This is a genomic window from Rhodanobacter sp. C05 (genome assembly GCF_002001165.1).
GTDB lineage: Bacteria > Pseudomonadota > Gammaproteobacteria > Xanthomonadales > Rhodanobacteraceae > Rhodanobacter.
In genome coordinates this window covers 187,199-201,598 of record NZ_MUNQ01000020.1, presented here as the reverse complement: position 1 = coordinate 201,598, position 14,400 = coordinate 187,199, and the positions used below count along the sequence as shown (strand labels likewise).

The window sequence follows — 14,400 nt, the reverse complement described above, 5'->3', positions numbered from 1 at the left end:
GTCCAAGCAGGGATCTCTCGTCAAGCGAGCCGCACCCCGTGCATGGGCAGGATGAGCTGAGTCACGATGAACCGGTGTTCCTTGATCGCGTCATGGAATTTCCGGTAGTCGGATTGTTCGAATTGCTCGGACCAGACCGGTCGGGTGTCGCCATCCTTGTCCGCATCGGTGATGCCGGTAGCGGCATCCTTCCAGGAGCCCGGCCCCTTGGAGAGGTAGGCCGGAATATTTTCCGCAAAGCCGGGGATGCTGCCGTTCGCCATTGCCGTCGTCAGCACATGCAACCGTTCGTCGGGATCGTCAAGGCGATTGGATCCGAGTAGGGATGTCAGTGCGACTCTGACATCCGGCGACAGTCCATCCTCCTTGGCGTATTCGGCGTTGCCGCTACGAAAGCCCTTGATGGCGCGATACGCCATGTCGGCAGCCTCCATGAAGATAAGCAGGTTGTCGCGCTTGAACTTGAGGCCGTGGCCGTTTTCGTATTCCCACTTCGCCCATGGCAGGTCAGGGAAGTGCAGTGCGGCGCCATGGCCGAGCTTCACCACGTGATCGAGGAAGTCTGTCTGGGCCGTATGCACGATGCCATCCAGGAGCTGCTTCAGCTTGCCTGTCCAGGTTTCGTGCGAGTAGTCGTCGCTGGTCAATGACTTGACTACATTGTGGTCGCTGATCGTTCCACTGAAGTTCTGGTGCGCCCAGGTGTCGACGTAGACATGCAGGGTGATGCCCAGCCGATGCAGTGCGTTCTCTGCGTTCCGGTTCTCGATGGTGTGGGCCACCATGTCGCGCGCGACGGCGCTGTCGGGTTTGCAGATGGATTTCTCTTCCAGCGTGTTGCCCTCGCCGGCGGGCAGGAAGTGGAATGGGGCCCAGATGCGCTTGTCACTGGTGTTGTTGATGTTCATGTAATCGAACATCTTGTGCGCGCTGGCAAAGCGCTCGTAGCTTTCACCACCCTCGAACTTGAGTACGCCAGATACCGTCGCGTCGTCCACGTACTGGCAGGCATGCGCCACTGTTTCAGCCTGTGGCTTTTCCAGTCCGGCGAGCCGGGCCAACACGTAGATCACGCCGTAGTGAAAGTCGATGTTCATCGAGTCATCATCCGGACCTGATTCTACGAGAGCAAGATAGTTCGGCTTGGATAACCTGATCCGAGCCAGAGATCTCCACATGTTCCCGTTGCTGGATCCACACCCTACAACGGCTTCGAGCGGATGAAACTGTACGCATGGCGAAGTATTCGATGCAACCTCACCATACGAGGGCATGCTGACCATGCGCGCCAGTCGAGTATTGCAGAAGTGTCTTAGTCGTTCATTGGATCCTATGCATGAAACGCGCTCGCGCATGCTTCTTCGTTTGGTCGAGGCGTTACTGACTGGGTGCCGGTTGACGCTAGTAAATATCGCCTGCGCGTGGCCAGATATTGAACGATGCGCGCCCACTGAAAGCGTTTGACTGCCTCTTGAGCAACCAGCATCTGCGCGACACATTTACTGTGACATGACACGCTGGTTGTAGCGTAGCGAACGACCCGTCATCCCGTTCTTCTCCTTCTTGCGGTCAAGCCGATTTTACCCAGCAAGATGCATCCTGCGTGGTTATGGACGGCGCAGTTATCGCCATGTTATTTTTTTACGACACAAGGGGAAATCATGATTTTTCATCACATCGCCGCCGCAGTGGCTTTGAGCCTGAGCGTGCCAGTCGCAGATGGCCTTCGATATTCATACCTACTACCGAAGGTAGAGGGTCGGATTCATCAGCGACGCGGACTTAGTCCGCTAAAAGCGATTGCTCGCGTTTAGCGGCGGCGCGTTGCACTGCCTGGATTGCGCTGAATGACTTCTCAGTCGCTTTCCGTGAAAACCGTCTTTTCGATGATGGGCCAACAAACCAGGGGACAAGGAATGCAAATACGTTTTGGACTCGTAATATCCGTTATGGCCGCTGTTCTAAGCGGATGTGTATCTGCGCCGCAGCGCTCCATCGCGCTTTCGACGCAGACACTTGACGCGCGGGCGGGGAAAGTTGGAGTGGCAATGACTACATTGCCCAAGGTAGACACCCATCTGCCGGGTGCAAGCTGTCTGCTGTGCATTGCGGCCGCCTCCATGGCCAACTCGAAGCTGACCACCTATTCGCACTCGCTGCCAGAGGAAGGCCTACCGAAACTGAAAAGCGATCTGGTGGAGCTCTTACGCAAAAGGGGTGTCGACGCGATCGTCATCAACGAAGACATCAATGTGGCCAAGTTACCCGATGCCAAGGTCAAGGGTGACGATGTCGCGAAGAAGGACTTTTCCTCGTTTCGAAATAAATACAATATCGAGCACCTGATCGTCATCGATATCAACGAAGTCGGCTTTGAACGCCCTTACTCTGCGTACGTCCCTAGCGGCGAGCCCAAAGGTGTGGTCGCGGGCCTTGGTTATGAGGTCAGTTTGAGCAACAACACCTACGAATGGTATTTGCCGTTGAATATCCAAATCAGTGCCGACGGGCAGTGGGATGAACCACCGAATTACCCGGGGCTTACCAATGCGTACTTCCAGGCGCTGGAAACAAGTAAAGACAACCTGCTCAAGCCATTCAGCGGCTGATCTGGCAAGGACGTTGAAAAATTTTCGACGCCCCCGGAATTCCGCTTGTACACATCACCGGAAGTTCAAGGAATGAAACGTCTTTTACTGTGCTTTGTTGGTGTGCTGGCGGGTGCCGTCGTCGTGGGTTTGACTACACCATGGAATACAGTCGCGGGTGCAACGCAAGCCGTTGCGGCTACGCATATGCCTGCGCCAGCGAACTTGAACTGGGCACTCCAATTGCCAACGGAGGGCAAGGTGATTTATCGGGGTGTCGCAGATTTCAACAGCGCTGGAATGCGGCAATCTGCCATGCTCTATCCGGCTCCAAATGCTATTGGCATGCTGGTGGCAGTGGCCACGCACGCGGCGCTGATGAAGTCCGGCCGGAATGCGCAGAAGGAGAAAATTCAGGCCGCCGCCGATAAAGTTCTAGATCCCTACTTGGCCGTACTTGCCGACTTCAACTACAGGGAGCTCATGCAGAGTGGCCTATCGTTCACCACGGCGGGCGCTGCCAAACAGCTCGTGGAGGCTGGCAAAAAGCATGACGACATCTGGCTGGTACTTAGTACGGCTGTCTTTTCGATGACCCAGGATCAAAGCACCATCGTTCTGGATAACATGGTCACGATTTACGCCCCCGGGGAGTCGAAGAAAGCGGCGTACAGCAATACCATCCGGGTTATCGCCGATGCGCAGGTGGGTCCGAATCTGGCGGCAGTCTGGACGGCTAATCAGGGTGCGGCGCTGAAGGATGAAAGCGCTCACTTACTTGCAACCTCACTGGATATCGCGTTTTCCGATGCATCGACTACCAGTGGTGACCTTGTCTATAAAACTATCAGGTACATGGAGGGTAGCGCGGAGAGGATGGAGCGCGGGCAACTTTTGAGCGAGCATTGTGGCCGCGTCCTGCTCAGATCGCTCCGAGGCTCACTGATGTCTGTTCCCGTGCGGGTGGATGCCATGGCATCGCCGGCCGATTGCACAGGCACAGGTGACGCGATGGGCGACTTACACACGGAGCCCCAGCAGAGCATGACGAAGAGTTTGGAGTGAGCGCGGTTTTCGGCACTGACCACGAGTTGGCCTTTCCGCTAAGACAAGTTGCGGCCCTTGCGAGGTTGCATCGGCGATGGCCTGATCGAGCTTCTCACGGTCGGAGCTCGCCAGGTCGGCGTGACCGTTCACATAGGCTTGTGACGTCCACGCGTTGTTGCGCCTGCGATATTTCGCATACGCCCATTGTCTGTCCGTGTAGGCCCTGGTGGCGAACGTATCCTTCCATCCAGGGCTGTCCCAGTAGGTGACGCCGTAGGACAGCGCGAGGATGTCCGGCTGCCCCGCGATCGCATTGAGGTTGGCCTCGGCCGGCGGACAGGACGAACAGCCCTGGCTCTGGAAAAGCTCGACCACCACGAGGCGGACCGGCGCGGGCGGTTCCTGCGCGTAGCCGAGCTCGCAGCAGGCAAGCAGCGACAGGGCGCCGAGCAGGAGTTTCAAAAGTGGACGGTGCATCATGACGATAGCTCTCCAGTCGACACCATAAGCAGCGCAAGTCAAAGCAGTGTGTCGATATCCTTGTTCTTCGTCATGGCTTGGGGAAAGTTACCTTGGCGATCGGCCTCGCTCGCCGCCACGGCCAGCCCTGAGACTACGCCCAATGAAGGGTCGCCCTGCACCAGCGGGATCTCCGGGAAACAGGCTTGCACGTGTGCCTTGACCTGCGGTGAGCGCGAGGTACCGCCGGTGAGGAAGACGCTGGCGGGGAGCTGGTCGAGGTCATTGCGCACGGTCGCCAGGGTACGTTCGATCTGGCCCAGAAACGAGGCGATGGCGGTGTGGAAATCCTCGCTGCCGAGTTCGACCGCGAGGCCATGCTCGATGAAGTCCAGTTCGGCGCGATGGCGTGGCGAGGTACTCAGGGTGATCTTGCTGCGCTCGGCCGCCTGGTTGAGGCGGGTGGTGGCGCCGGGTTCCTGCAGGGCGCGCAGGCGCGAGCCGAAGGGTTCGTCGATGAGGCGGTAGTTCTGCTGGCGGAACTCGCGCTGCTTGGGCAGGTTGTGCACGCTGGCCGCATCCACGTAGCGGTGTGCCGGCATGCTGATCTGATCCTTGCCAAGCTGCGGCATGAAGCTGTGCAGGCTGACGCTCACGTCGAGGTCGGTGCCGCCCTTGGGCAGGCCCCAGCTGCGTGCGATGTGTGCGGCTTCGCCACCGCCGAGTCGGGCGTGCGCCACATCAGTGGTGCCGCCGCCGATGTCGACGATCAGTGCGTACTGCCGTTGTTGCAGGCTCTGGTGATAATGCATCGCGGCCGCGGCCGGTTCTTCCAGAAACGTCACGTGGTCGAAGCCGGCCACGGCGGCCGCTTCGCGCAGAATTTCGATCGCCTGCGCCGATCCCTGCGCACCCATCGAGCTGCGGAATTCCACCGGCCGTCCAATCACGGCACCACGCACCGGTGCACCGAACTGGCGGCTGGCGGTTAGGCGGATGTGCTCGAGGATATGCGTGGCGATATGCACGATCACCTTGCGCACCTGCGGGTCGAGCCGATAGCCGAACATCGACTTGGGCGACTCGATCAGATTGCCGCCGCCGCTTTCCAGATAGCCTTCCACCGCTTCCTCGCCGAACAGCGCGTGCTGGAAACTGGCGACCGAGGCGGTGGCGGCGCGGGTCTGTTCCTCCATCCACTGCCGACGCACTACGCGCAACGCTTCGCGGCGCAGCTCATCTTCGCTGCGCGACACCGGCATCTGCCCGCGTGCAGCGGCCGCTGTGGCCTGCTGGCGCTGCTGGGTTCGCGCCAGGCGCAGTTGGGTCTCCAGTTGCGCTTCCAGCGCGGGAGTCAGTGCAAAATCGTTGGGGTCCGGCACCAGCTCGGGGAAAAACACGGCCGTGCGGAACTGCTCGGCGTCGCCGAAGCGCACCAGGCTCAGTTCGCCGTCGATGATGGCGGCAGCAGCGGAATAGCTGGTGCCGAAGTCGATGCCGATATGCATGGGTTCACGTTGTCGCGGTATGCCAGCCCGACAGTATGACGGCTGCGCCGGCGATGGCCTAGCTGGCACCGTGAGCAACAGGAGCCGGGCTACACTTGTTTCCGCCAGCTCCTCGACAGGATGTCCATGAATCGTCTGCCCGGTCTCGATCTGCTCCGCGCCATCGCCATCGCCTGGGTGATGCTGTTCCACTCGTATATCGTCGGCGGCCTCGGTCCGGACTTTGCGTGGCTCTCGCGCTATGGCTGGGCGGGTGTGGATATTTTTTTCGTGCTCAGCGGCCTCCTGATCGGCACGCAGGTGTTGCGACCGTTGCAGCGTGGCGAGCCGCTGTCGTTCGGCGGGTTTTACGCGCGTCGCGCCTGGCGCATCCTGCCAGCGTTTGTGGTGGTGCTGGCGTTGTATGTGTTCTTCCCGACACTGCGGGAAGCGCCGGGATTGCAGCCGTGGTGGCAGTTCGCCACGTTCACGCTGAACCTGCTGATCGATTACGGTCGCAACCAGGCTTTCTCGCACGCGTGGTCGCTGTGCGTGGAAGAGCATTTCTACCTGGCCTTTCCGCTGCTGGCGTGGTGGCTGATGCGTCGACCATCGACCGTGAAATTCGTCAGCGTGTGCGCCGGCGTGGTGGTGCTCGGCATCGCCCTGCGCAGTGCAGTCTGGCTGCACGATGCGGCGATCGATCCGCCGCGCAACTGGTACATCGAAGACATCTACTACCCGACCTGGATGCGGCTGGATGGCTTGCTGATGGGCGTCATGCTGGCCGCGTTAAGGGTTTGCCGGCCGCGGGTCTGGGAGCAGCTGCAGGGGCGCTCGAACACCTTGCTGTTCGGTGGCATGGCCGTGTCATGCCTTGCGTTCTGCTTGTTCCGAGATCGCACGGGCCTGCTCGCGAATGCGCTCGGCTGGCCGTTGCTGTCGTTCGGCTTCGGGCTGATAGTGTTTGCCGGTGCGGATCGCCGGAGCCTGATCGGCCGTTGGCGAGTACCGGGCGCAGGCTGGCTTGCCGCCATTTCGTACAGCCTGTATCTCAGTCACAAGATCGCCTTCCATGTTGTGCAGACAACATTTGGCGTGTCGTTGCGGGGGCATGCTGCGCTCGCCTTCGCGATCTATGTACTGGCGGTGCTCCTGCTGGGCGCTGCGCTGCATTATCTTGTCGAACGCCCGTTCCTGCGTCTGCGTGAGCGTCGGGAAACCCGCAGGGCAGCGGCGGACAGGGGAAGCCTTGAGCGCAGCCGGCATGCGTGCGTGACAAAGACAGTGGAATCACTCCATTGATCCTGCACGCCGGACAACCGGCGGATGGATCGCAAACAAGACAGGGGAACAGGGAATGAATAGCTACAATCCGTATGAGGCGCCGAAGGCCGATGTTTCGGCACCGATGGTGGATGAGGCTGGCATCGACGAGGTGGCCAGTGCGCAGAAGTTGATCATCTACGCGATCCTCACCTACTTTGCGGCGGCCGCCATCAGGGCTTATATGGGCCCGGTGGGTTTGCTCGTTGCCCTGGGCGCACTGCTCATGGGGCTGGTGGGCACCTATCGCCTGTGCTCCGGCCTCGGGTTTTCGATGGCGTCGCGAGTCATCCTGATCGTGCTGATGTTCGTGCCGCTGGTGAGTCTGATCGTACTGCTGGTCCTGAACGCCAAGGCGACCGCGAAGCTGCGTTCCGCCGGATATCGCGTGGGATTGCTGGGCGCGTCCCGCTGAGGCATGCGTACCGGTGAAGGTGAACCTTCACCGGTCATGCCCGGAAGCAAGCAGCAGGTCGAACTGCACTTTTGGCAGAGGTACTTTCCTTCGTTCAAATGCTGGCCATCGCGCCCGCCCGGAGATGGATATGAACAGGTTCGTTGCTTCGATGGTCGTCATTCCCGTACTGATGGCACTCGGGTTTTCCATGGCAGCTGCTTCGGGTTCGCCACCTGTTGCGCCATCACCAGAAGGTGTTCTGTTCGACAGGATATCGGCGCTCGACACGGCCGTATTCGATGCTTTCAACCACTGCAGTTCGCCGCAACAGCTGCAGTTGCATGCCAGCTATTTCGCACCCGATGTCGAGTTCTACCATGACGAAGGAGGCGTGACCTGGACACGCCAGGCGATGATCGCCAACACCGCGAAAAACGTGTGCGGCCATTTTCGTCGCGAGCTGGTTCCGGGCAGCCTGAAGGTTTTCCCGATCAAGAATTTCGGTGCCATCGAGCAGGGCGTGCATCGTTTCTGCCAATTCAGTACCGGTAACTGTGATGGCATGGCCGACTTTGTCATCGTGTGGCACCAGCAGGGTGACAAGTGGCAGATCACGCGGGTACTCAGCTACGGCCATCGCCCGAACAAATGACAAGGGTATGGTCGGGGTGTCGGCAGTCAGGTGGTGGAGACGCATGGCTTCGGTTACGTTGGAGACTCTTCAAACGAGGGGAGTCGTCCATGAAATACGTTTTTGCCATCCTGCTGATGGTCGTCATGACGCTGGGCGCGACGCGGGCGTGGGCTGCGCCGGCAGCTGACACTGCACCGGCTGTCAGTGCATCGACCGCAGCGGCCAGCACGACGCATTTCGATGTGGATGCCGCCACCAATGCCTACATGGCGGAGCTGTCGCCGCAGGCGCGGGCGAAGTCCGATGCGTATTTCGAGGGTGGCTACTGGCTGATCCTGTGGGATCTGCTGGTGGCGCTGGGTGTGGCGTGGCTGTTGCTGGGTACGCGGCTGTCCGCGCGCATGCGCGATTTCGCCGAGCGCATCACGCGTTTCCGCTGGCTGCAGACCGCCATCTATGCGGTGCAATACATCCTGCTGACGAGCCTGCTGTCGTTGCCGTGGAGCATCTACGAGAACTTCGTGCGCGAACACCAGTACGGCCTGTCCAACCAGAATTTCGGGCAATGGCTGGGCGAGCAGATCACGGCGCTGGTCGTCGGCCTGATTCTGGGCACCGTGGCGCTGGTGATCATCTACGCGGTGATCCGCAAGGCCACGCGTACCTGGTGGCTGTGGGGTGCGGGGGTCGCCATCGTGTTCTCCATCTTTGTCGGCACCATCGCACCGGTATACATCGCGCCGCTGTTCAACACCTACAAGTCGCTGCCGGCCAGTCCGCTGAAGGGGCAGATCCTGTCGATGGCACGCGCCAACGGCATTCCCGCCACCGATGTGTACTGGTTCGATGCCTCGCGCCAGAGCAAGCGCATCAGCGCCAATGTCAGCGGCATGTTCGGCACGACCCGCATCAGCCTCAACGACAATCTGATGAATCGCAGTACCCCGGCGGAAATCAAGGGTGTGCTGGGCCACGAAATGGGTCACTACGTGCTCAATCACGTCTACAAGGGCCTCGCGTTCTTCAGCATCATCATCGTGCTCGGCTTTGCCTTCGTGCGCTGGGGGTTTGCCTGGACCGAACGTCGCTGGGGTACGCGCTGGGGCATCCGCGGCGTGGGCGATGTGGCCGGCCTGCCATTGATCGGGGCGCTGTTCTCGATCTTCATGTTCTTCATGACGCCGGTGAACAACACGCTTACCCGCACGACGGAGGCCGAGGCCGATGCGTTCGGCTTGAATGCGGCGCGCCAGCCGGATGGTTTCGCGCGGGCTGCCGTGCAGCTGTCCGAGTATCGCAAGATGCGGCCTGGACCGATCGAGGAGTTCGTGTTTTACGATCACCCCAGCGGCTGGAACCGCATCCACCGCGCCATGATCTGGAAGGCCGAGCATGTCGATGATGCGGATATCAGACAGGAAGAATCGATCGCGCCGGCAGGCGCGCGCTGAGCTGACGGCATGGGCTGACGGAGTGGCTCAGGCACTCCGTCAGCCCATGCGCCGGCGGCCTCTGCCGGATTCATTCAATGGAAGGAGTGCAGTCATGACATCCGGATGGGTCACCCTCGGGACGCTGGGCCAGCTGATGCTGGCCGGCTTCCAGTTCATGCTCGTGATCGTTTCCGCCAGCAGCCTGGGCGCAGGACCGGCACTCGGCAAGCTGGAGTCGGCGGCCCTCAACGCTTTGATATACGTGCTTCCTGCCACCAGCATCGTGAGCGCGGCGATCGTTTTGTATCTGTACTGGCATGGCGGCAGCAGTACAGGCTACTGGTGGTATGCGTTTCCGCTCGTGGCGACCGTCGGCTACCTGGTCTATGTGATCGGCCTAGGCAACCGGTCGTAGCGAAGGCTGCCAGACCGGAGTTCCATTGTCTGGATACGCACCATCAGTTTGGTGATCGGCCTGGTACGGCTCAGATCTTGCTTGCCTGTGCGGGAATCAGGGCAGCGACAGGGCAGGATCATGTCAGAAGTGTTTGAACTCTACGGCGACTTGCCTCGCTTGCGCGACGCGCAACGGTTGGGCCAGGAGCTGTTGCCGCGGCGGGTATATCGCTTTCGTGCGCTCGGCATGGGAGTGGCGGGTTTGCCGATTGCGATGGTGCTGCGCGAAAACGGCGCGACTCCATGGTCAGTGACGCTGCTGGTCTTCACCTGCCTGATCTGGCCGCATCTGGCCTATCTGCTGGCCCGGCGCAGTGCGACACCGTTTCAGACCGAGCTGCGCAGTCTGATGATGGATTCGCTGATCGCCGGGCTATGGGTGCCCTTGATGCACTTCAACGTGTTGCCCTCGGTGCTGCTGCTCACCGTGGTTACCGCCGACAAGATCAATACCGGCGTGCGTGCGCTGTGGCTGCGTTCGCTGCCGGGCATGGTGCTGGGTGTGTTGTTCGGCGGCATGCTGACGCATTTCGTCACCCATTACGAAACCAGCCTGGCCGTGATGCTCGCCTGCCTGCCGTTGCTGGTGATCCATACCCTCGCGGTGAGCCTTGGCAGTTACCAGCTGGTGCGCATGGTGCAGGGGCGGAATCGCCGGCTGGATGAACTGAGCCGTGTGGATGGGCTGACCGGCCTGGCCAACCGCCGCCACTGGCAGGACGAAGCCGGGCGGCTGTTGCAGGCCTGGCACACCGACGGCCGGCCGGCCACCCTGATGCTGGTGGACGTGGATCTGTTCAAGACCATCAACGACCGTCATGGTCACGCCGTGGGCGATGACGTGTTGCGCCGCCTGGCCGAACTGATCCATCGGCACATCGGTCCCGACGCCCGTGCCGGTCGCCTCGGTGGCGACGAGTTCGCCATCGTGATGCCCGGTTCGTTGCGTGCTGCCGAAGTGGTGGCGGAGCGCCTGCGCCACGGCGTGGAGACGCTCGGCTTGTCGCACGTGCCCGAACTGCGCTGTTCGATCAGCCTGGGTCTGGCTGCGGCCAGCGATGCCGGCCGCAGCCTGCGCGAATGGAGCGAGGCTGCCGATCGCGCGCTCTATCGTGCCAAGCACGCAGGCCGCAACCGCATGGCCAGTGGGGCCGAGCTGCGGAAAGAGTGCGCATGAGGCATCACGTCGTGCTGCTGCGTTCGCGCTGACCGCGCATACCTGCGCCAAGCCAATTCGCGGTTGGCTCGCGGTGCTGTGCGTGCGAAGGGTTGTGCGGCAACCATGCAACGCCGCAGCACAAGACAGTCAGCCGGTGTGGTTGTGCTGGCCTAATGCGTCTCGGTCATGGGGCTGCCGGTGAACGTCAGGGTGTGACCGTCATCCGATGCCAGCGTGAGCGATGGCGCATTGCCTTCGGTGGACAGGATCAGGGTTGGCTTGCCTTGCAGCAGGTTGCCGATCGTGGTCTCACGCTGCATCAGCGTCTGGTCGTGGCAGGCCATCATGGTATGCATCATGGGCGTGACTACGAGATGGCCCTCGACGATGAGGAAACTGCCGCCCATGCCGTTGCAGGCGTTGCGCACCCTGACCCGGCCATCGGCGAAATCGAGTTGCAGCGGCCGGTCCGGCAGGCCGAACAGCGCATCGAGGCGATTGCCGTGGCTGTCGACGGCATCATGCAACTGCCAGTGATAGCGCGCGAGGGTGGCCGGCCATGTCGATGCGTCCGAACTGTCCGCGATGGGCGTGGCTGCATGTGCAGGCGGCACCGGAACCGTCGTGCAGGCGGCGAGAGCGAGCGGGAACAACAGCAGGTGGATTCTCATGGCGTGTTTCCTCCAGCGCTGATTGAACAACGTATGGCGTGAACAGGGTTTGATGATGGCGTGCACAAAAAAGCCGCGCCGGGCATGTGCCTGACGCGGCAAGAGGTTTGAACCGACCACTGCCAGGAAGTCGGGAGCCGTCGCCGGAGGGTTCCGTCGCGGTGGAGGCAAATTAGCGGGAGCGTGTCTCAGTAGTTGAGATGGTGGAATCCGCATCATCGACCGGTCGGGTTATCGGCGTATGACAAGATGCCCGGCAAGATGACCATGCATGCCACTCCCGTTGCCGGACGGGTCGTTCCGAAGTCACGTTCAGTGCCGGGGTGTTGACGGTCAGTCGCGTGGCGTGGAACGTGGGCGCCGCGGCCCTGGTGCAGAGTGCAGCCCCTGTGTCGCGTCGACGGTATCGATCCAGCCGGCGCGCGAATCCGGGAAGGCATCGGCGTAGGGTACGTACGGTTTGATGTCGAGGATCGGCGTGCCGTCGAGCAGGTCCATGCCGCGCACGCGCAACGCATGCCCCTCTACGGCAATCAGCTCGACCGCGGACAGGCCGATCGCGTTCGGCCGGTGCGGCGAGCGCGTCGCCAGCACGCTGCGCTTGCCGCCGCCGCGTGGAGGCCGCACCTCGGCCTTCCAGCCTTCGCTGCGATGGAACACGAACACCAGCCAGATCCGCTCGAACCCGGCCAGGTCGCGAAACGCCGCCGCCGGAAAATCCGCCGTGAACTCGATGATCGCCTCGGCCACCGCGCCGGTCTCGGTGCCTTCCACCACGGTGGGCTGGTGCGGCGCGTCGATGCGCCGCGCATATGGCGAGCGCACGAACGCGATCGGATGGCAGGAGAGCGCACTGGAGCTATCGTTCATGGTGGTCAGCGTAGCGGGATGGCGGCATTATCCATCCTCCACACTCCTTCCCATGGCTTTATCCACCTTCCCCCTGTCGAGGACGCCATGAAATACCTGGTGATGATCTATTGCGACGACACCTTGCTGGACGCGCTGCCGGACGGCGAGTTCGACACGATGATGCACGGCTGCTTCATGCATGCGGACGAATTGCAGGCGCAAGGCCATCTGCACGATGCGCAGCAACTGGAGGCGCCGGCCACCGCCAAGACGTTGCGCGTGCGCAACGACCGCGTCAGCGTGGTCGACGGGCCGTTCGCCGAGACCAAGGAATACCTCGGCGGCTTCAACCTGATCGAGGCCGACAGCATGGACGAGGCGGTGCGGATCGCATCGCAGTTCCCGTGGTCGCGCACCGGCGCGATCGAGATCCGGCCGGTACGCGACATGGCAGAGGTACGGCGCCGGGTGGGCGCGTGATGACTGGCGCTTCCCCCACGGTGGCGGACGCGCCACCATGCGACTCCTGCCCTTGGTGATCCACCCATGAATTCATCCGACGACGATTTTGATGCCGAGCGCGAATTCGACGATGTCGATGAGGACTCCGTCGAGGCAAAGGTCTGGCAGCTGCTGCTGCTGATCAATCCCGGCGACGAGGAAACCGCGCTGCTGCAGTTCAACGACTACCGGGAGGCGGTGGCTGACGTCGATGTCGACGAGGTCGAGCCGATCGAGATCATCGGGCGGGTGATCGACTGGCGCTCGGGTTTCATCGTGGGCACGCATGACCTGCGTTCGCTGGTGCAGGCGATCGACGAGTTGTCCTCGCGCTGGAACCTGTCGGTGGACTGGAACGGCGATGCGGACGATGACGAGTTCTTCGATGACCTGGATGCAGCCGAACTGTTCTCGATCGCGTATGACCGACTCGCCGAGTTCGGCTACACGCTGTGGGCGTGGGAAACCGACGGCGACACCTATGCCGGCTGGATGACACTGACCCGCGACGGCGAGCCGTTGCGCGAACTGGCCACCGCTCTGGGCATCAATCTGCGACTCGGCAGTGAAGTGAGCTAAGTGATGGATGTGGAGAGGGATGGCGCAGCGGCCGTCCGCGATGAGAACAAGGACTGGACAGATTCCCATGCTGCAACTGATCGGTTTCGATGGCGACGACACGCTGTGGCATAGCGAGGGCTACTACCGGCAGGCGAATGAGGAGTTCGCTGCGATCGTCGGGCGCTATGTGGATCTGGCCGACCAGCAGGTGCACGACACCATGCTGGCGACCGAACAACGCAATCTCAAATTGTTCGGCTACGGCGCGAAGGGCATGGCGCTGTCGATGGTGGAGACGGCGATTGCGGTCACCGACGGCCGCATCACGGCGGCCGATATCCATCGGTTGATCGAGTTGGGCAAGGACGTGCTGCAGCATCCGGTGGAACTGCTGCCCGGTATCCGCGAAGCGGTCGAGGCGGTGGCAATGCATCACGCGGTGGTGCTGATCACCAAGGGCGACCTGTTCCATCAGGAGAAGAAGGTCGCGCAGTCAGGGCTGGCTGGACTGTTTCGGCGCGTCGAGATCGTGTCGGAGAAGAACGCCGACACCTACCGGCGCGTGCTGGCTGATTTTGCGTTGCAGCCGGTGCAGTTCGCGATGGTCGGCAATTCGTTGCGCTCGGATATCGAGCCGGTGGTGAAGCTCGGCGGCTGGGGCATCCATCTGCCGTATCACGTGACCTGGGCGCATGAGCTGGAGCATGATCTCGGCCACGATCATCCACACGTGATCACGGTGGAGGCGCCATCGGCCATTCCTGCAGCAGTGGCGCAATTGCGCGAGCGGGCGGCCTGAATCTCGCGTTGCGCGTGAGCATGGTTGCCG

General features: G+C 61.6%; 16 protein-coding genes. 11 read left to right on the top strand and 5 right to left on the bottom strand.

From position 1 onward, the window contains the following. Positions 1 to 20: 20 nt before the first annotated feature. A complete protein-coding gene (locus B0E51_RS16870; RefSeq protein ID WP_077446046.1) occupies positions 21 to 1,097 on the bottom strand; it encodes a DUF6765 family protein in 1,077 nt (358 codons plus the stop codon). A 750-nt stretch (positions 1,098 to 1,847) separates the two neighbouring features. On the opposite strand from B0E51_RS16870, the gene B0E51_RS16865 reads away from it, so the two are divergent. Together B0E51_RS16865 and B0E51_RS16860 are read left to right on the top strand one after the other, a co-directional pair. Beyond that, positions 1,848 to 2,609 (top strand): hypothetical protein, encoded by a 762-nt coding sequence (locus tag B0E51_RS16865; protein WP_254424559.1) that lies wholly within the window; start codon positions 1,848 to 1,850, stop codon positions 2,607 to 2,609. Between the two features lie 72 nt (positions 2,610 to 2,681). After that, entirely contained in the window at positions 2,682 to 3,653 is a 972-nt protein-coding gene (locus B0E51_RS16860) for a hypothetical protein (RefSeq protein ID WP_077446044.1), read from the top strand. Here the strand turns inward: B0E51_RS16860 and B0E51_RS16855 are convergent. Together B0E51_RS16855 and B0E51_RS16850 are read right to left on the bottom strand one after the other, a co-directional pair. After that, positions 3,609 to 4,115, bottom strand: a complete 507-nt coding sequence (locus B0E51_RS16855) for a DUF1223 domain-containing protein (RefSeq protein WP_077446088.1) — start codon at positions 4,113 to 4,115, stop codon at positions 3,609 to 3,611. The genes B0E51_RS16860 and B0E51_RS16855 overlap by 45 nt on opposite strands. 38 nt (positions 4,116 to 4,153) lie before the next feature. Continuing rightward, positions 4,154 to 5,602 (bottom strand): Hsp70 family protein, encoded by a 1,449-nt coding sequence (locus B0E51_RS16850; protein WP_077446043.1) that lies wholly within the window; start codon positions 5,600 to 5,602, stop codon positions 4,154 to 4,156. Between the two features lie 126 nt (positions 5,603 to 5,728). On the opposite strand from B0E51_RS16850, the gene B0E51_RS16845 reads away from it, so the two are divergent. The 6 genes from B0E51_RS16845 to B0E51_RS16820 all read left to right on the top strand — a co-directional run bounded on the left by B0E51_RS16845 (position 5,729) and on the right by B0E51_RS16820 (position 11,004). After that, on the top strand, positions 5,729 to 6,886 hold the full coding sequence (locus tag B0E51_RS16845) for an acyltransferase (RefSeq protein ID WP_077446042.1): 1,158 nt from the start codon (positions 5,729 to 5,731) through the stop codon (positions 6,884 to 6,886). Between the two features lie 55 nt (positions 6,887 to 6,941). Then, complete coding sequence (locus tag B0E51_RS16840) at positions 6,942 to 7,322, top strand: hypothetical protein (protein WP_077446041.1); 381 nt, start codon at positions 6,942 to 6,944, stop codon at positions 7,320 to 7,322. A gap of 13 nt (positions 7,323 to 7,335) precedes the next feature. Next, positions 7,336 to 7,956, top strand: coding sequence for a nuclear transport factor 2 family protein (locus B0E51_RS16835; RefSeq protein WP_254424558.1), 621 nt, complete (start codon positions 7,336 to 7,338; stop codon positions 7,954 to 7,956). An 89-nt stretch (positions 7,957 to 8,045) separates the two neighbouring features. Further along, positions 8,046 to 9,389, top strand: a complete 1,344-nt coding sequence (locus B0E51_RS16830; protein ID WP_217333119.1) for a M48 family metallopeptidase — start codon at positions 8,046 to 8,048, stop codon at positions 9,387 to 9,389. A 94-nt stretch (positions 9,390 to 9,483) separates the two neighbouring features. Next, positions 9,484 to 9,786, top strand: a complete 303-nt coding sequence (locus B0E51_RS16825; RefSeq protein WP_077446040.1) for a hypothetical protein — start codon at positions 9,484 to 9,486, stop codon at positions 9,784 to 9,786. A gap of 129 nt (positions 9,787 to 9,915) precedes the next feature. Next, positions 9,916 to 11,004: a diguanylate cyclase gene (locus B0E51_RS16820; protein ID WP_217333118.1), complete on the top strand. Its 1,089-nt coding sequence runs from the start codon at positions 9,916 to 9,918 to the stop codon at positions 11,002 to 11,004. Between the two features lie 152 nt (positions 11,005 to 11,156). Here the strand turns inward: B0E51_RS16820 and B0E51_RS16815 are convergent, their stop codons facing one another. Together B0E51_RS16815 and tsaA are read right to left on the bottom strand one after the other, a co-directional pair. After that, complete coding sequence (locus tag B0E51_RS16815; RefSeq protein WP_168172666.1) at positions 11,157 to 11,657, bottom strand: META domain-containing protein; 501 nt, start codon at positions 11,655 to 11,657, stop codon at positions 11,157 to 11,159. Between the two features lie 333 nt (positions 11,658 to 11,990). Further along, positions 11,991 to 12,527 (bottom strand): tRNA (N6-threonylcarbamoyladenosine(37)-N6)-methyltransferase TrmO, encoded by a 537-nt coding sequence (tsaA, locus tag B0E51_RS16810; RefSeq protein ID WP_077446037.1) that lies wholly within the window; start codon positions 12,525 to 12,527, stop codon positions 11,991 to 11,993. A gap of 87 nt (positions 12,528 to 12,614) precedes the next feature. Between tsaA and B0E51_RS16805 the strand changes: the two genes are divergently transcribed. The 3 genes from B0E51_RS16805 (at position 12,615) to B0E51_RS16795 (ending at position 14,370) form a co-directional block, all read left to right on the top strand. Further along, a complete protein-coding gene (locus tag B0E51_RS16805; RefSeq protein ID WP_077446036.1) occupies positions 12,615 to 12,989 on the top strand; it encodes a YciI family protein in 375 nt (124 codons plus the stop codon). A 66-nt stretch (positions 12,990 to 13,055) separates the two neighbouring features. Beyond that, positions 13,056 to 13,589: a hypothetical protein gene (locus B0E51_RS16800; RefSeq protein ID WP_077446035.1), complete on the top strand. Its 534-nt coding sequence runs from the start codon at positions 13,056 to 13,058 to the stop codon at positions 13,587 to 13,589. 67 nt (positions 13,590 to 13,656) lie between these two features. Continuing rightward, on the top strand, positions 13,657 to 14,370 hold the full coding sequence (locus tag B0E51_RS16795) for an HAD family hydrolase (protein WP_077446034.1): 714 nt from the start codon (positions 13,657 to 13,659) through the stop codon (positions 14,368 to 14,370). Positions 14,371 to 14,400: the final 30 nt, after the last annotated feature.